The sequence below is a fragment of the Arthrobacter sp. NEB 688 genome (assembly GCF_013201035.1).
In the GTDB taxonomy this organism is placed as follows: domain Bacteria; phylum Actinomycetota; class Actinomycetes; order Actinomycetales; family Dermatophilaceae; genus Phycicoccus.
Genome location: NZ_CP053707.1, coordinates 1,912,559 through 1,930,934, shown reverse-complemented (window position 1 = coordinate 1,930,934; position 18,376 = coordinate 1,912,559). Strand labels below are relative to the sequence as shown.

Here is an 18,376-nt window from a genome sequence, read left to right as displayed (position 1 = left end):
CGCTCGACCACCCTCCTCAACGGTGCGGGCGGCGGGGGCATTCCCGGCCGTCGGTCGGGCGCCGGGTGCGCGTCAGACGGCGGTGAGGTGCCGTCCGCGGGCGCCCCCGGACCAGGTCAGCCCGACGACGTTGCCGACGCCCGCGACGGCCGTCACCTCGAGGCCGCCGCCGAGCGCCTCGACGGCCTCACGGGTGATGCCCCCGTCGGACGCCGCCGGGGCGACACCGGGGCCGGTGTCGCTCAGCCGCAGGGTGAGCAGCCCCGCCCGCCGGGTCAGGGACAGCGCCACCTCGGTGCCGGGCGGGAGCGTGGCGACGGCGCGGGCGAGGACCGACACGACAAGGTCGTGCCACGCGGCCGAGGGCAGCGCGAGGTCGAGGGGCTCGTCGTCGAGGTCGACGGTGAACAGGAGGGAGCGACGGCACGCGGCGGCCGCGACGACCGTCACGGCGTCGACGAGCAGCGCGCCGAGGTCGGGGGCCTCGGTCAGGGTCGGGGTGCTGGGCTGGGCGGACATCGGGTGCTCCTTCGTCTCCCTCGGGGGATGCCGCCACGCTAGGGACCCGCCCCCGGGGTCGGTCCAGCCCTCGGCGCCAGGTCGGGCCGTTCACCCGATGACCCCCTCGACCGGTCATCGTCGGCGGGCGACCGTCGGGCCCCGCCGCTACCGTCGGGCGGATGAGGTACGGAGCCGTCGTCCCGTGGGCCACCGAGCGCGAGTTCGCCGACCTCGCCCGCGTCGCGGAGGACGCCGGGTGGGACCAGGTCTTCACGTGGGAGGCGGTGTGGGGCCAGGACGCCTGGGCGACCCTGGCCGCCGCGGCGATGGTCACCGAGCGCATCCGCCTCGGCACCGTCGTCACGCCCGCCTCGCGCTACCGGCCCTGGGACCTCGCCTCGCGGGTGGCGTCCGTCGACCGGCTCTCCGCGGGGCGCGTGACGCTCGGGGTGGGGCTCGGGGCGCTGCACGGCAACTGGCTCGCCTTCGAGCCCGACGAGGGGCGGGCCACCCGCGCCGCGAAGCTCGACGAGGGGCTGGCGGTCTTCGCCGGCCTCCTGGGCGGGCAGCCCTTCGAGCACCGGGGCGTGCACTGGTCGGCTGCGCCCGTCACCGAGCTCGTCCCTCCCCCACCGGTGCAGCGTCCCCACCCGCCGGTCTGGTGCGTCGGCGCCTACCGGCCCGGGCGCGAACGCCAGCGCTCGCTCGAGCGGGCCGCGCGGTGGCAGGGCATCCTGCCCGCGGTGGCCGGCGGCAGCCTCGAGGACCCCGGCTCGCGCCTGACCCACGACGCGCTGCGCGAGGTCGTGGCCCGGGTCAGCGACCTGCGCGCCGCCGACGGCCTGTCGATGGAGGGCTACGACGTCGTCGTCGAGGGCGACTCCCACGGGTCGTTCGGCGACGCCCGGCCCCCGGTGCAGGCCTGGGCCGAGGCCGGCGCGACGTGGTGGGTCGAGTCGTGGTGGGACCTGCCGGACGACGCCGCCGGGCGGGCCGAGCTGCGCCGCCGGCTCGCGCTCGGGCCGGTGCGCTGAGCGATCCCGGCCGACGACGACGCCCCGGCCACGCGGGGGCGTGACCGGGGCGGTCGGACGAGGGGTCGGCGCCTCAGGCGTCCTCGTCCTCGGGCTTCATCGAGCTCGTCTGCTGGACCGAGACGAGGAACTCGTAGTTCGTCTTGGTCTTCTTCAGCCGGTCCAGGAGCAGCTCGATGCCCTGCTGGCTGTCGAGCGCGGCGAGGACCCGGCGCAGCTTCCACATGATCTTCAGCTCGTCGGGGGCGAGGAGGATCTCCTCGCGACGCGTGCCCGAGTTGTTGACGTCGACCGCGGGGAAGATGCGGCGGTTGGCGAGCTGGCGGTCGAGCTTGAGCTCCATGTTGCCGGTGCCCTTGAACTCCTCGAAGATCACCTCGTCCATCCGCGAGCCGGTCTCGACGAGCGCCGTCGCGAGGATGGTCAGCGAGCCGCCGTCCTCGATGTTGCGCGCGGCGCCGAAGAACTTCTTCGGCGGGTAGAGCGCCGCCGAGTCGACACCGCCGGAGAGGATCCGGCCGCTCGCCGGGGCGGCGAGGTTGTAGGCGCGCCCGAGCTTGGTGATCGAGTCGAGGAGCACGACGACGTCGTGACCCATCTCGACGAGGCGCTTGGCCCGCTCGATGGCGAGCTCGGCGACCGTCGTGTGGTCGTCGGCGGGCCGGTCGAAGGTCGAGGCGATGACCTCACCCTTGACGGCGCGCTGCATGTCGGTGACCTCCTCGGGGCGCTCGTCGACGAGGACGACCATGAGGTGGCACTCGGGGTTGTTCGTCGTGATCGCGTTGGCGAGGGCCTGCATGACCATCGTCTTGCCGGCCTTGGCCGGGGCGACGATGAGCCCCCGCTGGCCCTTGCCGATCGGGGCGACGAGGTCGATGATCCGCGTCGTCAGCTGGTGCTGCTCGGTCTCCAGGCGCAGGCGGTCCTGCGGGTAGAGCGGCGTCAGCTTGCCGAACTCGGGGCGCCGGCGGGCGTCCTCGGGCGTCATCGCGTTGACGGTGTCGAGGCGCGCGAGCGGCGTGTACTTCTGCCGGTTGTTGCGCGAGCCGACGGTGTGCTGCTGCGCCTCCTCGCCCTCGCGGACGGCCCTGATCGAGCCGGTCACGGCGTCGCCCTTGCGCAGGCCATAGCGCTTGACCATCTGCATCGGGACGTAGACGTCGCTGCTGCCCGGCAGGTAGCCCGTCGTGCGGACGAAGGCGTAGCTGTCGAGGATGTCGAGGATGCCCGCGACCGGCACGAGGACGTCGTCGTCGTGGATCTGGGGCTCGCTGCCGCCCTCGGAGCGGGGCTCGGGGGCGTCACCGGGCTGGCGGGTGCGCTTGTCGCGGTTGCGGCCCCGGTTGCGACGGCGGCGGCCACGACCGTCGAGGTCGTCGTCGTCGCGGTGCTGCTGCTCGCCCGCGCCACGGTCGCCGCGGGGCTGCTCGCGCTCGTCGCGCTGCTGGTCGCGGTCGCGCCCCTGCTGCTCGCGCTCGCCGCGGTCACGCTGCTGCTCGCCGCGCTCACGGCCCTGCTGCTCGCGGTCGCCGCGCTCGCGCTGCTGCTCGCCGCGCTCGGGGCGCTCCCGTCGGGTCTGCTCGCGCTCGCCCCGCTCACGGGTCTGCTCGCGGTCGCCGCGCTCGCGCACCTGCTCGCGCTCGGCCCGCTCGAGGGCCGGAGCCTGCTCGGGCGCACGCTCGGCGGCCGGCGGCGTGGTGGCCGGGGCCTCCGCGCGGCCGACGGGCGCCTCGGCGCGCCGGGAGCGGCGCACGGCCGGAGCCTCGGTGGTGGTGGCCGCCGCTGCGGCGCTGGGCGCGGTGGAGGCGGGCGCGGTGGCGGCGGGTCCGCTCTCGCCGTTCTGGCGGGCACGGATGGCGGTGACGAGGTCACCCTTGCGCATCTTGGCGGTGCCGCCGATGCCCATGCTCGAGGCGAGTCCCTGCAGCTCGGCGAGCCGCATGGCCGACAGGGCGCCGGACCGGCGCTGACCGCCGGCGGACGCCGACGCCTCGAGGGTGGTGGTGTCTGACACGAAGGATCCTTTCCCTCGCTCGTGGACCGGCACGATGAGCCGGTCTGGGTGGAAGGGGCCACGCCCGAGCGGGCAGCCGGACAGGCTGCGTTCTCTGTGCCCCGGGGGCGTGGGAGGGCGGTCGGCTGCAGGCATCGGGTGTCAGGACCCGGCATCGGCGGCGATCGCTGCGCCCACAGTACCACCGTGCCCCGAGGGCGGCGGCCGCATCCACCGGGCCCGGCCCGAACGGTGTCGTCGCAGGTCAGGCGCCGCCGACGACCTCGACGGCGGCCCCCTCGGCGGGGATGCCGGGGGTCAGCACGCGCCATCCGGCGGGGCCGAAGCCCCGGACCCGCTCGAGCCGCTCGCGCCGGGCCAGGACGAGCACCGACGGCCCGGCGCCGGAGATCGCGGCGGCGTGGCCGTCGGCGCGCAGGGCGTCGACGAGTGCCATCGACGCGGCGTAGGACGGCCGCCTCGCCTCCTGGTGCAGCCAGTCGCGGGTGGCCTCCACGAGGAGGTCCGGCGCGTCGCGCAGGGCGTGGACGAGGAGGGCGGCGCGCGCGGAGTTGGCGGCGGCGTCGGCCAGGCGCACCTGCTGCGGCAGCACCGAGCGGGCGCGGGCGGTCGAGAGCTGGGTGTCCGGGGCGAAGAGCACCGGGGCGACGTCGGGGTGCACGGGCAGGCGCACCGTCGTCGTCCCCTCCGGCTCGGTGAACGACAGCGTCGCCCCGCCGTAGACGCTGGCGGAGGCGTTGTCGGGGTGGCCCTCGAGGCGGGCGGCCAGCGAGTTGGCCGCCGCCAGGTCGACCGCTCCCCCGTCGCCGCGCGAGACCGAGGCCAGGGCGAGCGCGGCGACGATCCCGGTGACGATGGCCGTCGCGGACGAGCCCATCCCGCGGCCGTGCGGGACGGCGTTGACGCACTCCAGCCGCAGGCCGGCCGGCGCCTCGACGCCCGCCTCGGCCCACGCCGTGCGCATCGCGCGGTGGACGAGGTGGGTCTCGTCGAGCGGGACGGCGCCCGAGCCCTCCCCCTCGACGACGACGACGAGGCCGGGCGCGTCCGTCACGGTCGCGCGGCAGCGGTCCCAGACGCCGAGGGCGCAGCCCACGGAGTCGAAGCCGGGGCCGAGGTTGGCGCTGCTCGCCGGGACGCGGACGTCGACGGCCGCACCGGGTCGCAGCGCGCTCACGTCACCCCTCGAGGCCGAGCGCGGCCGCGACCGAGTAGGCGTCGACGGGCACGCGGACCGGCTCGACGTCGCCGCCGTCGGCCGAGCGCAGGGCCCACTGGGGGTCCTTGAGGCCGTGCCCGGTGACGGTGCACACGACGGTGGCGTCGGCCGGGACGCGGCCCGCGCGGTGCATCTTGAGCAGGCCGGCGATGCTCGCCGCCGAGCCCGGCTCGACGAACACGCCCTCGGTGGAGGACAGCACGCGGTGCGCCTCGAGGATCTCGTCGTCGGTCACCGAGTCGATGAGCCCGCCGGACTCGTCGCGCGCGGCCTCGGCCTGGCGCCACGACGCGGGGTTGCCGATGCGGATCGCGGTGGCGACGGTCTCGGGGTGGTCGACCGGGTGGCCGAGGACGATCGGCGCCGCGCCGGCGGCCTGGAAGCCCCACATCTGCGGGCGGCGGGTGGCGACCGGCGGGAGGACCACGCCGCCGACTCCCGGTGTCTCCGAGGCGTACTCGGTGTAGCCACGCCAGTACGCCGTGATGTTGCCGGCGTTGCCGACCGGCAGCACGTGGATGTCCGGGGCGTCACCCAGCGCGTCGACGACCTCGAAGGCGGCCGTCTTCTGGCCCTCGATGCGCGCCGGGTTGACCGAGTTGACGAGCTCGACGGGGTAGGACTCGGCGAGCTTGCGGGCGACGGTGAGGCAGTCGTCGAAGTTGCCCTCGACCTGGATCAGGGTGGCGCCGTGGGCGATCGCCTGCGACAGCTTGCCCATCGCGATCTTTCCGTCGGGCACGAGGACGGCGCACGTCATCCCCGCCTTGACGGCGTAGGCGGCGGCGCTGGCGCTCGTGTTGCCGGTGCTCGCGCAGATGACCGCCTTCGCACCGTTGAGCTTGGCCGCCGAGATCGCCGCCGTCATCCCGCGGTCCTTGAAGGACGCGGTCGGGTTGAGGCCCTCGTACTTGACGAGCACGTTCGCGCCGGTCAGCTCGGACAGGCTCTCGCAGGGGATGAGCGGGGTCCCGCCCTCGAGGAGGGTGACGACCGGGGCGGCGGCCAGGCTCGGCAGCCGCTCGGCGTACTCGCGGATGACGCCGCGCCACTGGTGGGCCACGTCAGGCTCCTTCCACACGCATGACGGACGCGACGTCGTCGACCGCCTCGAGGGCGGCGAGGGCGTCGACGGTGGCGGACAGCGCGGCGTCGCTCGCGCGGTGGGTGACGACGATGAGCCGGGCGCGGCCGGCCTCGTCGGGGACGACCTGCTGGCGGACGGTCTCGATCGAGACGCCCTGCTCGGCGAAGACGGCGGCGACCTGGGCGAGCACGCCCGGGCGGTCGGCCACGTCGAGGCTGATGTGGTACCTCGTGACGGCGCGCCCGAGGTCGACGACCGGCAGGTCGGCGTAGGCCGACTCCCCCGGTCCGCGGCCGCCGGCGACCCGCTGGCGCGCGACGGCGACGACGTCGCCGAGGACGGCCGAGGCGGTGGGGTCGCCCCCGGCGCCGCGGCCGTAGAACATCAGCTCGCCGGCGGCCTCCGCCTCGACGAACACGGCGTTGAAGGCGTCGCGGACGCTGGCCAGCGGGTGCGAGCGCGGGACCATCGCGGGGTGCACGCGCACGCTCACGGCGTCGTGGCCGTCGGCCTGCACCCGCTCGCAGATGGCGAGCAGCTTGACGACGCAGTCGTTCTCGCGCGCGGCCCGGATGTCGGCGGCCGTGACCTCGGTGATGCCCTCGCGGTGCACGTCGGCCGACGACACGCGCGTGTGGAAGGCGAGGCTGGCGAGGATCGCGGCCTTCGCGGCGGCGTCGAAGCCCTCGACGTCGGCGGTCGGGTCGGCCTCGGCGTACCCGAGCGCCTGCGCCTCGGCGACGGTCTCGGCGAAGCCGGCCCCCGAGACGTCCATCTTGTCGAGGACGAAGTTCGTCGTGCCGTTGACGATGCCCATGACCTTGCGCACGTGGTCGCCGGCGAGGGACTCGCGCACCGGTCGCAGGATCGGGATGGCCCCGGCGACGGCGGCCTCGTAGTACAGGTCGACCCCGGCCCGGGCCGCGGCCTCGAACAGGGTCGGACCGTCCTCGGCGACGAGCGCCTTGTTCGCGGAGACGACGGCGGCGCCGTGCTCCATCGCGCGCAGGATGAGCCCGCGCGCCGGGTCGATGCCGCCGACGACCTCGATGACGACGTCGGCCCGGGTCACGAGCTCCTCGGCGTCGGCGGTGAAGAGCGCGGGGTCGACCGGGACGTCGGGGCGCGGGCGCTGCGGGCGGCGCACGGCGATGCCGACGAGCTCGAGCGGGGCGCCGACACGGGCGGCGAGGTCGTCGGCCTGCTCGACGAGCATCCGGGCCACGGACGAGCCCACGACGCCGCACCCGAGCAGGGCGACGCGCAGGGGTGCGCCGGGTTCGTGGGCCATGGCGGGATCGGTCTCCTCGGTCGTCGGGCTCAGTCGTCCGCCACGTCGAGCGCGAGCAGGTCCTCGATCGTCTCACGACGCACGAGGACCCTGCTCTCGCCTCCGCGGACGGCGACGACGGGGGGTCGGGGGGTGTGGTTGTACTGGCTGGAGAGGCTGCGGCAGTAGGCGCCGGTGCCGGGGACGGCGACGAGGTCGCCGGGCCGGACGTCGGCCGGCAGGTACTCGTCGAGGACGACGATGTCGCCGCTCTCGCAGTGCCGCCCGACGACGCGCGCAAGCACCGGGTCGGCGCTCGAGGAGCGGTTGGCGAGGGTGCACGAGTAGTCGGCCTCGTAGAGCGCCGGGCGGGCGTTGTCGCTCATCCCGCCGTCGATCGCGACGTACGTGCGCGAGTGCCCGGCGCCGAGGTCGACCGTCTTGACGGTGCCGACCTCGTAGAGCGTGAACGTCGTCGGCCCGACGATGGCCCGCCCCGGCTCGACGGAGACGCGGGGGGCGCGGCCGGCGAACTCGCGCTCGACGATGTCGGCCATGGCGGCGGCGAGGACGTCGGCCGGCAGGGGGTCGTGCTGCGAGGTGTAGGCGATGCCGTACCCGCCGCCGAGGTCGACCTCGGGCATCGTCACGCCGTGCTCGGCCTCGACCTGCCGGTGCAGCCCGGCGAGGCGGTGGACGGCGGCCTCGAAGCCGCCGGTGTCGAAGATCTGGCTGCCGATGTGGCTGTGCAGGCCGCGCAGGTCGACGGCATCGGGGTGCGCGAGGAGGCGCGCCACGGCCTCGAGGGCCCGGCCGCCGGCGAGGCTGAAGCCGAACTTCTGGTCCTCGTGGCCGGTCGCGATGAACTCGTGCGTGTGCGCCTCGACGCCGACGGTGACCCGCACCATGACCGGCGCCCGCACCCCGAGCTCGGTCGCGAGGGCGACGACGCGCTCGATCTCGTCGAAGGAGTCGACGACGACGCGACCCACGCCGTAGGTCAGGGCCTCGCGCAGCTCGTCGACGGTCTTGTTGTTGCCGTGGAAGGCGATCCGCTCCCCCGGGAAGCCGGCCCGCCGCGCCACGGCGAGCTCGCCGCCGGTGCAGACGTCGAGGTGCAGGCCCTCCTGGTCGACCCACCGCGCCACCGCGGTGCAGAGGAACGCCTTGCCCGCGTAGTAGACGTCCGCTCCCCCGGAGGACGCGAACGCCGACGCGAAGCCGTCGCGGAACGCCCGGGCGCGGGCCCGGAAGTCCTCCTCGTCGAGCACGTATGCCGACGTCCCGTGCCGCTCGGCGAGCGTCACGACGTCGATCCCGCCGACGGTGAGACGGCCCTGCTCGTCGCGCCCGACCGACGACGCCCAGAGCTGCGGCAGCAGCTCCATGACGTCGCCCGGGGTCGGCAGGTAGAGCGGGGGCCCGCCGTAGCCCTCGGCGTGGAGGGCACCGGCCTCGTGCGCGCGCACGGCTCAGCCCCTCACATGCGCTCGGGCGCCGAGACGCCGAGCAGGTCGAGACCGTTGGCGAGCACCTGGCGGGTGGCGTCGTTGAGCCACAGGCGGGTCCGGTGGAGGTCGGTGACCTCCTCGTCGGCGTTCATCGGGCGCACGCGGCAGGTGTCGTACCACTTGTGGAAGCGCGCGGCGAGCTCCTCGAGGTAACGCGCGACCCGGTGGGGCTCGAGCAGGTGGGCGGCCTGCGCGACGACGCGCGGGAAGTCGCCGAGGGCGGCCAGCAGCGCCGCCTCGGTGGGGTCGGACAGCAGCGAGGCGTCGAAGCCGTCGGCGCGGTGCACGCCGTCCTCGGCCGCGAGGCGGGCGACGTTGGCCGTCCGGGCGTGGGCGTACTGCACGTAGAAGACCGGGTTGTCGTTCGTCTGCTTGCGCAGCTCCTCGCCGTCGAGCGAGAGCGGGCTGTCGGAGGGGTAGCGCGACAACGAGTAGCGCACGGCGTCGGAGCCGATCCACTCGATGAGCTCGTCCATGTAGATGGCGTTGCCCAGCCGCTTGCCCATCCGCTGCCCCGCGATGGCGACGAGCTGGCCGATCTTGACCTCGATGTTGTGCTCGGGGTCGTCGCCGGCGCAGGCCGCGATGGCCTTGAGCCGGTTGATGTAGCCGTGGTGGTCGGCGCCGAGGAGGTACACCTTCTCGTCGAAGCCGCGGTCCTTCTTGCTCAGGTAGTAGGCGGCGTCGGCGGCGAAGTAGGTGGGCTCCCCGTTGGCCCGGATGAGCACGCGGTCCTTGTCGTCGGTGAAGTCGGTGGTGCGCAGCCACACCGCGCCCTCCTCGTCGAAGACGTGGCCCTGCGTCCGCAGCCGCTCCACGGCCTGCTCGACCGCGCCGCCCTCGTGGAGCGTGCGCTCGGAGAACCACACGTCGAAGCGGACCCCGAACCGGTCGAGGGTCCGGCGGATCGCCTCGAGCTGCGTCACGTACCCGAGGTCGCGCGCCACGGCCAGGGCCTCCTCGCGCGGGAGCTCGAGCAGGTCCGGGCGCTGCGCGAGGACCTCGCGGGCCCGGTCGGCGACGTACTCGCCGGGGTAGCCGTCCTCCGGGGGCTCCTGGCCGGCGGCCCGGGCCAGCACCGAGGCCCCGAACTTGTCCATCTGGGCGCCCGCGTCGTTGATGTAGTACTCGGCCGTCACCGTCGCACCGGTGGCGTCCAGCAGCCGGCGCATCGCGTCGCCGAGGGCCGCCCAGCGGGTGTGCCCGATGTGGAGCGGACCGGTGGGGTTCGCCGAGATGAACTCGAGGTTGACGACCCGCCCGGCCTCCGCCTCGCTGTGCCCGAAGGCCGTTCCCGCCTCGACGATGCTGCGCGCGAGCTCGCCGGCGGAGGCGGCGTCGAGGGTGATGTTGAGGAAGCCCGGGCCGGCGACGTCGACGGCCGCGACCCCCTCGAGGGCCCGCAGGCGCTCCGCGAGCGACGTCGCGAGCTCGCGCGGGTTCATCCCCGCCGGCTTGGCCAGCTGGAGGGCGATGTTCGTCGACCAGTCCCCGTGCTCGCGGTTCCTCGGACGCTCCACCCGGACCTCGTCGGGGACGGTGACGGAGAGGTCACCGGAGTCGACGGCGGACACGAGGGCACCGCGGATGGCGGCGGCGAGCTGTTCGGGGGTCACCCGCGCCAGTCTACGGACGGTGGTGAGGGCGCCGTCCGGCCGCCGCGAGCCGTGAGACGACCCCCACGAGCTCGTCGGGGTCGAAGGGCTTGCCGACGAAGGCGTCGAAGCCGGCGCCGCTCACCTCGGGGCTGTCCAGGTCGGTGGCGGTCGCCGTCACGAGGACGACGGGCACCTCGTCGAGCCGGTGGTGGGAGCGGATGGCCGCGATGGCCCACCAGCCGTCGTACGGCGCCATCTGCGAGTCCAGGACGATGACGGCGGGCTGCTCGCGGTCGGCGTCGATGAGCCGGGTCATCGCCTCGTGTCCGTCGGCCGCCTCCTCGACCCGGAAACCGCCCAGCTCCAGGTTGATCCGGAGCAGGCGGCGGATCGCCTCGGTGTCGTCGCACACGAGGACGAGAGGCCCGTCCTGCGGGCCCGCCCACCCGGATTGCATGCCCCCAAGCCTAGGCTGCTAACCTCTCCCCGCGTCGCGATTTCGATCATGACGCACGTCATGCCGCCCCCGTAGCTCAGGGGATAGAGCACCGCCCTCCGGAGGCGGGGGCGCAGGTTCGAATCCTGCCGGGGGCACCGACGAGAAGGGCCCGGCACCACCGCGCGCAGCGCGAGGGAGCCGGGCCCTTCCGCGTCGGGCATACTCTGGGGTGGGGACCGGTCCTCGGTCGAGGACACCCGGGTGAACCAGTGGCCCGGACACGGCACCGCCGCGTGCCCGCCGACGGCGGGCACAGCAGGTCCCCCGCGACACCGGCTGGCGTCCCCGGCCCGCGCCCGACCCGGCGCCCGCCGACGCCACGACCCAGGAGAAGGAACGCTTGGCACAGCGAGCACCCCGGCGCCGCGGTGGCGGCCCCCGTGACCGTCGCCCGACCCGCACGACCCACGAGGAGGGCCTCCTCCCCGTCCTGGCGCGCACCGTCCGGCAGGTCGAGGCCGCGGCCGGCCGCGGCCAGGTCCGGCCCAGCCAGCGCACGACCTTCCAGGTCCTCGCGCTGCTCGTGCGCGAGGAGCGCGCCCGCCTCAAGAGCGACCCCTCCGTCACGGAGTCCGAGCGCACCGCGACGATGACCCGCCTGGACGGCGTCGCGACCATTCTCGCGAAGACCGCCGCGCGCGACACGAGCCTGCTGCAGCTGCTCGCCGACGACGCCGTCGTGCCGCCCGAGGCGCGCGACCTCAAGAACGACATGCTGCGCTCGGCCGGCCGCGAGCCGGAGCCCGAGCCCGAGCCGGCGGCCCCCGCCCCGGACGACGCCGCCGCCCCGCGCCGGGTCGTCCCGACGGCGGTGATGGCCCGCCAGCTGGCCAACCCCTTCCTCGCGCCGGACCTCTCGGCCGTGCAGGCCGTCCGGCCGCGCACCAACCGGCTGGCCACCTGGGAGCTCCTGACGCCGCTGTTCCGCGCCTTCGAGCAGGGCGGCGACGCGACCTGCATGCCGCTGCCGGAGCCCGACGGCGTCGTCCACGGCATCGAGGGCCTGGAGCTCATGCACCACCAGGCGCAGCTCGTCGCGGCCGCGGCCGCCGGCCACCGCACCTTCCTCCTCGCCGACGAGCCGGGCCTGGGCAAGACCGCGCAGTCGCTCCTCGCCGCCGACGCCGCCGACGCCTTCCCGCTGCTCGTCGTCGTCCCCAACGTCGTCAAGGCCAACTGGGCCCGCGAGGCCGCCCTCTGGACCCCCCGGCGCACCGCGACCGTCGTCCACGGCGACGGCGACACCGTCGACGGCTACGCCGACATCGTCATCGTCAACTACGACATCCTCGACCGGCACGTCGGCTGGCTCGGCACCCACGGCTTCCGCGGGATGGTCCTCGACGAGGCGCACTTCATCAAGAACAAGACCTCGCAGCGCTCCCGCCACGTGCTGGCCCTCGCGCAGAAGGTCCGCGAGCGCACCGCCTCGCCGCTGCTCATGGCCCTGACCGGCACCCCGCTCATCAACGACATCGAGGACTTCCGGGCGGTCTGGCAGTTCCTCGGCTGGATCGACGACAGCCGACCGCGCCCCGCCCTCATGGCGGCGCTCGAGGAGAACGGCCTCACCCCGGCCGACCGCGGGTTCTCGGCCGCCGCGCGGCGCAGCGTCATCGACCTCGGCATCGTGCGGCGTCGCAAGGTCGACGTCGCGGCCGACATCCCGGCCCGCCGGGTGGCGGACCTGCCCGTCGAGCTCGACGACGAGGCGAGCCGCTCGGTCCGTGCCGCGGAGCAGCACCTCGCCAAGCGCCTGCTCGCCCGCTACGACGCCGCCGCCGCGGCCCGCAGCACCCCCGTCGAGGGCGTCGACCACGAGCTCGTGCGGCGTGTCGCCGCGGCCCTGCGCCGCGACACCGGCGGCGAGAGCTCGGGCGACAACGTCTTCTCGGTCCTGCGGCGGATCGGCCAGGCCAAGGCCGGCCTCGCGGCCGACTACGCGGCCCAGCTCGCGCGCAACGTCGGCAAGGTCGTCTTCTTCGCCAAGCACGTCGACGTCATGGACACCGCCGAGGCGACGTTCGCCAGGCGCGGCATCGGGTACTCCTCGGTCCGTGGCGACCAGACCCCCGCCGTCCGCGCGGCGAGCATCAAGGCCTTCCTCGAGGACCCCGAGGTGTCGGTCATCGTCTGCTCGCTCACCGCGGCCGGCGTCGGCCTCAACCTGCAGGTGGCCTCCAACGTCGTCCTCGCCGAGCTGTCCTGGACCTCGGCCGAGCAGACCCAGGCGATCGACCGTGTCCACCGGATCGGCCAGACCGAGCCGGTCACGGCGTGGCGCGTCATCGCCACCGGCACCCTCGACCCGCGCCTCGCGGAGCTCGTCGACGAGAAGGCCGGGCTCGCGGCCCGGGCGCTCGACGGCTCCGACGAGGAGGTCGGGGACTCCACCGACGTCCAGCTCGAGGCGCTCGTCACGCTCCTCGAGGACGCCCTCGCCGCGCGCTGACGCGGGGGCCTCGCCGTGAGCGTCGCGCTGGAGGCCGGTCTCTGGGGGTTGCTCGCCGGCGGCGCGCTCGTCGTCGGCGCCCTGCTCGCCTGGTGTGTCCGGGTGCCCCGGCAGGTCGTCGCCGTCGTCATGGCGTTCGGTGCGGGCGTGCTCGTGTCGGCCCTGTCCTTCGACCTCCTCGACGAGGCCGAGCGCACGGGCGGCCTGCTCCCGACCGTCTCGGGCTTCCTCGGCGGCGCCCTCGTCTACTTCCTCGCCAACCTCGCCCTGTCGCGGGCGGGCGCCCGGCACCGCAAGCGGTCGGGCGGCCTCCAGCCCTCCGAGGGCGAGCAGGCGGGCAGCGGGGCGGCCATCGCCGTCGGGGCGCTGCTCGACGGCGTGCCCGAGTCCGTGGTCCTCGGCCTCAGCCTGCTCGGCGGCCAGGGCGTCGGGGTGCCGGTGCTGGCGGCCATCGTCATCTCGAACCTCCCCGAGGGCCTCTCGAGCGCGGCGGGGATGAAGGCCGCCGGGCGCAGCGCCCGCTACGTCTTCGGCGTGTGGGTCGGCATCGCGCTGGCGAGCGGCCTCGCCGGGCTGCTCGGGGTCGTGCTGCTCGAGGGCGCCTCCCCCGAGACGGTGGCCGCGATCACCGCGGTCGCGGCGGGCGCCATCCTCGCGATGGTCGCCGACACGATGATCCCGGAGGCCTTCGAGCGCACCCACCTCCTGACGGGCCTGGTGACGACGCTCGGCTTCGCCACCGCCTTCACCATCGGACGGCTCTGACCCACCGGCCGAGCCGCCCGACGGTGACGCTGCTCAGCGCTGGGAGGCGTCCGAGACCTCGCCGACGAGCTCCTCGATGACGTCCTCGAGGAAGACGACCCCGACGACGAGCCCGTCGTCGGCGACGACGCGCGCGAGGTGGGAGCCGCTGTCCTGCATCGTCTGCAGGACCGACTCGACCTCGTCGCCGCGCCGCACGGTCGCCATCCGCCGCACGCGCTTGGCCGGGACCGGCTCGACCCGCTCGGCGTCGTCGGCGTAGAGGACGTCCTTGAGGTGCAGGTAGCCCGCGACCTCACCCTCGCGGTCGAGCACCGGGTAGCGCGAGAAGCCGTGGCGGGCGACGAGCCGCTCGATGTCGACGGGCGTCGCGCCGGTGGTGACGGTGACGAGCTGCTCGACGGGGACGCCGACGTCGGAGGCGTTCTTGTCGCTGAACTCCAGTGCGGCACCGAGGCGCTCGTAGTCCTGCGCCCCCACGAGACCCTCCTCGCGGGACTCGTCGAGGATGTGCGCGACCTCCTCGGCGGTGAACGCGGAGGCGAGCTCGTCCTTCGGCTCGACGCCGAAGAGCCGGATGACGGCCTTCGAGAGCCGGTCCATGCCGTGGATGACGGGAGCGACCACCTTGGAGACCCAGACGAGCGGCGGCACGAGGACGATGGCGGCCCGCTCGGGCTTCGCGATCGAGATGTTCTTGGGGATCATCTCGCCGTAGACGACGTGCAGGAAGACGACGACCGCGAGCGCGAGGAGCAGGGCGACGACGTCGGCGACGACCGTCGACAGGCCCAGTCCCTCGGCGAGCGGCACGAGCGCGTGGTGCAGCGCGGCCTCGGAGACGGCACCGAGGAGCACGGAGCAGACGGTGATGCCGAGCTGGCACGTGGCGAGCAGGATCCCGGTGCGCTGCAACGCGTCCATCGCCACCCGGGCGCCCTTGCTGCCCGCCTCGGCGAGCGGCTCGAGCTGGCTGCGGCGGGCGGACATCGCGGCAAACTCGGCGCCGACGAAGAAGGCGTTGGCGGCGAGCAGGACGACGGTGACGAGGAGCGTGGTCACGCCTGCACCTCCGTCGCGCGCGGCGCGGGCACCGACCGGACCGGCAGCAGCCGGACGCGGTCGACCCGGTGGCCCTCCATGTCGACGACGCGGGCGGTCCAGCCGTCCACGACGACCTCGTCGCCGACCTGCGGGACCCGGCCGAGCGCGGCCATGACGAAGCCACCGACCGTCTCGTAGGCGGGCCCCTCGGGCACCTCGACGCCGACGCGCGAGCGCACCTCGTCGGGGCGCCACAGGCCGGGGACGGTCCAGGAGCCGTCCGGCAGACGGCGACCCGTGGTCTGGCCGCGGTCGTGCTCGTCGCTGACCTCGCCGACGATCTCCTCGACGAGGTCCTCGAGCGTCACGACGCCGGACGTGCCCCCGTACTCGTCGACGACGACGGCGAGCTGCATCCCGCCGCCGCGCAGGCGCACGAGCAGCGGGTCCAGGCGCAGCGTCTCGGGGACGAACACCGCGGGGGCCATGAGCGCGGACACGGGCACGTCGGCCCGGCGCTCGAACGGCACGGCGATGGCCTTCTTGACGTGGACGATGCCGTCGACGTCGTCCCAGTCGGCCCCGACGACCGGGAAGCGGGAGTGGCCGGTGTGGCGGGCCAGCGCGACGAGGTCGGCGGCGGACGCGGTGCGGTCGATGGACGTGGCCCGCGAGCGCGGGGTCATGACGTCGGCGGCGCTCTGGTCGGCGAACCCGAGGGAGGCCGTGACGAGGCGTGCCGTGCCGAGGTCGAGGGTGCCGGCCTCGGCGGAGCTGCGGACGAGGGAGGCGAGCTCGGCGGGGCTGCGGGCGGCCGAGAGCTCCTCCTGCGGCTCGATGCCGAGCGCGCGCAGGGTGCGGTTGGCGACGCCGTTGAGGACGGCGATGAGCGGCTTGGCCGCGAGGCCGAACCAGCGCACGGGGCCCGCCGAGACCTTGGCGGTCGCCAGCGGCAGCGACACGGCGAGCGTCTTGGGGACCATCTCGCCGACGATCATCGAGAAGCCGGTGGCGAGCACCATCGCGAGGACGGCCCCGACGGAGGTGGCGACGCCCTCCGCGAGCCCGGTCGACTCCAGCGGGCCCTGGAGCAGGACGCCGACGGAGGGGCTCGCGATGAAGCCGAGGACGAGGGTGGTCAGCGTGATGCCGACCTGGCACGCGGACAGCTGCGTCGAGAGTGTGCGGTGGGAGGTGAGGACGGAGCGGGCGCCGGGCTCACCCGCGTCGACGGCGCGCTGGACGGCCGGACGGTCGAGGGCCACGAGCGAGAACTCCGCCGCGACGAACAGGGCGGTGCCGACCGTGAGGACGACACCGAGGAGCAGGAGCAGCCAGGGGGTCATCGGGAACGAGGACTAGGGGGGTGCATGCCTCCACAGCGTACGGGCCACACGGCGGGTTCCGTCCGGCGCTCATCCCGCGGGCGGAGCACCGGGTCCACCGAGGGGTTGACCCTCCCCCTGCGGCAGGCTGGAAGGATCGTCGGCATGAGCACGCGGAGGACACCTTGACCACCACGACCACCGGCCGGGCCACGGGGAGCGACGCCGGACGCATCGAGATCACCGGGCTGACGAAGACCTTCGGTCAGTTCGTCGCCGTCGACGACCTGACCTTCGGGGTCGAGCCGGGGCGGATCACGGGCTTCCTCGGCCCCAACGGCGCCGGCAAGACCACCACCCTGCGGATGCTCCTCGGCCTCGTGCGGCCGACGGGCGGGCGCGCCACCATCGGCGGCCTGTCCTACGCGGAGCTGCCGCGCCCGCTCGAGAGCGTCGGCGCGGCCCTCGAGGCGACCAACTTCCACCCCGGGCGCAGCGGCCGCGACCACCTGCGCGTCCTCGCCGCCGCGGGCGGCATCCCCGACTCGCGGGTCGACGAGCTCCTCGAGCTGACCGGCATCCCGGCGGCGGCCCGCAAGCGCGCGGGCGGCTACAGCATGGGGATGCGCCAGCGCCTCGGCCTCGCCGCCGCGCTCGTCGGCGACCCGCAGGTCCTCGTCCTCGACGAGCCGGCCAACGGCCTGGACCCCGAGGGCATCCGGTGGCTGCGCGGCTTCCTGCGCCACCTCGCCGCCGAGGGCAAGACCATCCTCGTGTCGAGCCACCTCCTCCAGGAGGTCGCGCAGACCGTCGACGACGTCGTCATCATCGCCAACGGACGCCTCGTGCAGGCCGGCCCGATGGAGGAGCTCGAGGGCACCCCCGGAGCGCGCGTCGAGACCTCCGACCCGGCCGCGCTCGCCGGGGCGCTGCGCGTCGCCGACGTCACGAGCACCGTGCAGGACGACGGCTCGCTGCTCGCCGACACCGCGGACCTGCGCCTCGTCGGCGACGTCGCCCTGCGCGCCGGTCTGCCCGTCTACGGCCTGCGCCCCCAGCGCGCGGACCTCGAGACCCTGTACTTCAGCCTCACCGAGGGCACCAACCGCAACCTCGGCGCCGCCGCGACCTCCGTCGGCGCCGCCCCCACCGAAGGAGATGCCGTGTCCGGCCGGGAAGGGGCGGACCTGTGATCCCCGCCGTCCGCAGCGAGCTGCGCAAGTTCTTCACGACCCGCCTGTGGTGGGGCATGGGCATCGCGATGCTCGTGTCGGCCGCCGCCTTCGCCGTCATCTTCGGGTTCGTCTACACGATCGCGCCCGACCCCGAGGCCGTCGCGGCGGGGCAGCCCACGGGCGACCCGACGCAGATCGCGAACAGCGTCTACACGGGTGGCCTGACGATGGGCCTGACCCTCATGCTCGTCATCGGCATCTTCCAGATCGGCGCCGAGTACCGGCACAAGACGATCACCGGGACCTTCCTCAGCACGCCGGTGCGCACCCGCGCGATGGGGGCCAAGGTCGCCGCCCTGTTCGTCATCGGCGCCCTGTACGGCGTCGTCTCGCTCGTCGGCTCGGTGGTGGCCGGGGCGATCGTCCTCACCTCCCGGGGCGCCGACGCCTTCCCCAGCACCGAGGTCGTCCGGACGCTGGCCCTCAGCCTCCTCGTCCTCGGCCTGTGGGCGCTCATCGGCCTGGGCATCGGCATCCTCATCCCGAACCAGGTCGCCGCGCTGCTCATCTCCGTCGGCGTCGTCTGGGTCGTCGAGCCGCTCGGCACCTTCGCCCTCACCTTCTGGGAGTGGGGCCGAGAGCACGTGGTGATGTTCCTGCCGCAGTCGGCGACCAACGCGATCGTCAGCGGCGTGACGCAGCAGAACCCGAACGCCGCGCAGCCGCTGGAGTGGTGGGGCGGCGCGCTGACCCTCGTCGCCTACGCCGTCCTCCTCGCCGGCTTCGGCGTCGCGCGCACGACGCGGGCCGACATCACGTGAGGCCGCACCCGCCGGAGCGGGTGGCGTGACGCGGTGACCGGTGGGGCGATCCCCACCG

15 protein-coding genes and 1 tRNA gene are annotated in these 18,376 nt (G+C 74.6%); 6 read left to right on the top strand and 10 right to left on the bottom strand.

What is annotated here, in order from left to right:
* Window positions 1-72: 72 nt before the first annotated feature.
* Window positions 73-519 carry an ATP-binding protein gene (locus tag HL663_RS09135; RefSeq protein WP_173028098.1) on the bottom strand — a complete coding sequence of 149 codons (447 nt, stop codon included), beginning with the start codon at window positions 517-519 and terminating at the stop codon, window positions 73-75.
* Window positions 520-680: 161 nt separating this feature from the next.
* Here HL663_RS09135 and HL663_RS09130 point away from each other — a divergent pair, with 161 nt between their 5' ends.
* Entirely contained in the window at window positions 681-1,535 is an 855-nt protein-coding gene (locus HL663_RS09130) for an LLM class flavin-dependent oxidoreductase (protein ID WP_173028097.1), read from the top strand.
* Between the two features lie 73 nt (window positions 1,536-1,608).
* Here the strand turns inward: HL663_RS09130 and rho are convergent, their stop codons facing one another.
* The 7 genes from rho to HL663_RS09095 form a co-directional block, all read right to left on the bottom strand.
* On the bottom strand, window positions 1,609-3,552 hold the full coding sequence (gene rho / locus HL663_RS09125) for a transcription termination factor Rho (RefSeq protein WP_502709043.1): 1,944 nt from the start codon (window positions 3,550-3,552) through the stop codon (window positions 1,609-1,611).
* A 244-nt stretch (window positions 3,553-3,796) separates the two neighbouring features.
* Entirely contained in the window at window positions 3,797-4,729 is a 933-nt protein-coding gene (gene thrB / locus HL663_RS09120; protein WP_173028096.1) for a homoserine kinase, read from the bottom strand.
* A 1-nt stretch (window position 4,730) separates the two neighbouring features.
* Window positions 4,731-5,834, bottom strand: a complete 1,104-nt coding sequence (gene thrC, locus HL663_RS09115; protein ID WP_173028095.1) for a threonine synthase — start codon at window positions 5,832-5,834, stop codon at window positions 4,731-4,733.
* Window position 5,835: 1 nt separating this feature from the next.
* Window positions 5,836-7,149, bottom strand: a complete 1,314-nt coding sequence (locus HL663_RS09110; RefSeq protein WP_173028094.1) for a homoserine dehydrogenase — start codon at window positions 7,147-7,149, stop codon at window positions 5,836-5,838.
* Between the two features lie 29 nt (window positions 7,150-7,178).
* Window positions 7,179-8,597 carry a diaminopimelate decarboxylase gene (gene lysA / locus HL663_RS09105; RefSeq protein WP_173028093.1) on the bottom strand — a complete coding sequence of 473 codons (1,419 nt, stop codon included), beginning with the start codon at window positions 8,595-8,597 and terminating at the stop codon, window positions 7,179-7,181.
* An 11-nt stretch (window positions 8,598-8,608) separates the two neighbouring features.
* Entirely contained in the window at window positions 8,609-10,255 is a 1,647-nt protein-coding gene (gene argS / locus HL663_RS09100; protein ID WP_173028092.1) for an arginine--tRNA ligase, read from the bottom strand.
* 10 nt (window positions 10,256-10,265) lie between these two features.
* The gene (locus tag HL663_RS09095; RefSeq protein WP_173028091.1) at window positions 10,266-10,694 is read right to left on the bottom strand and encodes a response regulator; all 429 of its coding nucleotides are present in this window, start codon (window positions 10,692-10,694) and stop codon (window positions 10,266-10,268) included.
* A gap of 65 nt (window positions 10,695-10,759) precedes the next feature.
* On the opposite strand from HL663_RS09095, the gene HL663_RS09090 reads away from it, so the two are divergent.
* From HL663_RS09090 to HL663_RS09080, 3 genes are all read left to right on the top strand, one after another.
* Window positions 10,760-10,831, top strand: a tRNA-Arg gene (locus HL663_RS09090).
* Window positions 10,832-11,076: 245 nt separating this feature from the next.
* Window positions 11,077-13,188, top strand: coding sequence for a DEAD/DEAH box helicase (locus HL663_RS09085; RefSeq protein WP_173028090.1), 2,112 nt, complete (start codon window positions 11,077-11,079; stop codon window positions 13,186-13,188).
* Window positions 13,189-13,203: 15 nt separating this feature from the next.
* Window positions 13,204-13,953: a ZIP family metal transporter gene (locus tag HL663_RS09080; protein WP_173028089.1), complete on the top strand. Its 750-nt coding sequence runs from the start codon at window positions 13,204-13,206 to the stop codon at window positions 13,951-13,953.
* 33 nt (window positions 13,954-13,986) lie between these two features.
* Here the strand turns inward: HL663_RS09080 and HL663_RS09075 are convergent, their stop codons facing one another.
* Window positions 13,987-15,015, bottom strand: a complete 1,029-nt coding sequence (locus HL663_RS09075) for a hemolysin family protein (protein ID WP_173028088.1) — start codon at window positions 15,013-15,015, stop codon at window positions 13,987-13,989.
* A complete protein-coding gene (locus HL663_RS09070) occupies window positions 15,012-16,343 on the bottom strand; it encodes a hemolysin family protein (RefSeq protein WP_173028087.1) in 1,332 nt (443 codons plus the stop codon). Before HL663_RS09070 ends, HL663_RS09075 begins: the two co-directional genes overlap by 4 nt.
* 164 nt (window positions 16,344-16,507) lie before the next feature.
* Between HL663_RS09070 and HL663_RS09065 the strand changes: the two genes are divergently transcribed.
* Together HL663_RS09065 and HL663_RS09060 are read left to right on the top strand one after the other, a co-directional pair.
* Entirely contained in the window at window positions 16,508-17,515 is a 1,008-nt protein-coding gene (locus HL663_RS09065) for an ABC transporter ATP-binding protein (RefSeq protein ID WP_173028086.1), read from the top strand.
* Window positions 17,512-18,318 (top strand): ABC transporter permease, encoded by an 807-nt coding sequence (locus tag HL663_RS09060; RefSeq protein ID WP_173028085.1) that lies wholly within the window; start codon window positions 17,512-17,514, stop codon window positions 18,316-18,318. Before HL663_RS09065 ends, HL663_RS09060 begins: the two co-directional genes overlap by 4 nt.
* Window positions 18,319-18,376: the final 58 nt, after the last annotated feature.

What these genes read in the sequence shown, in the direction of transcription:
- HL663_RS09135 (WP_173028098.1), bottom strand. Translation starts at nt 519, where the DNA reads ATGTCCGCCCAGCCCAGCACCCCGACCCTGACCGAGGCCCCCGACCTC.
- HL663_RS09130 (WP_173028097.1), top strand. Translation starts at nt 681, where the DNA reads ATGAGGTACGGAGCCGTCGTCCCGTGGGCCACCGAGCGCGAGTTCGCC.
- HL663_RS09110 (WP_173028094.1), bottom strand. Translation starts at nt 7,149, where the DNA reads ATGGCCCACGAACCCGGCGCACCCCTGCGCGTCGCCCTGCTCGGGTGC.
- HL663_RS09095 (WP_173028091.1), bottom strand. Translation starts at nt 10,694, where the DNA reads ATGCAATCCGGGTGGGCGGGCCCGCAGGACGGGCCTCTCGTCCTCGTG.
- HL663_RS09070 (WP_173028087.1), bottom strand. Translation starts at nt 16,343, where the DNA reads ATGACCCCCTGGCTGCTCCTGCTCCTCGGTGTCGTCCTCACGGTCGGC.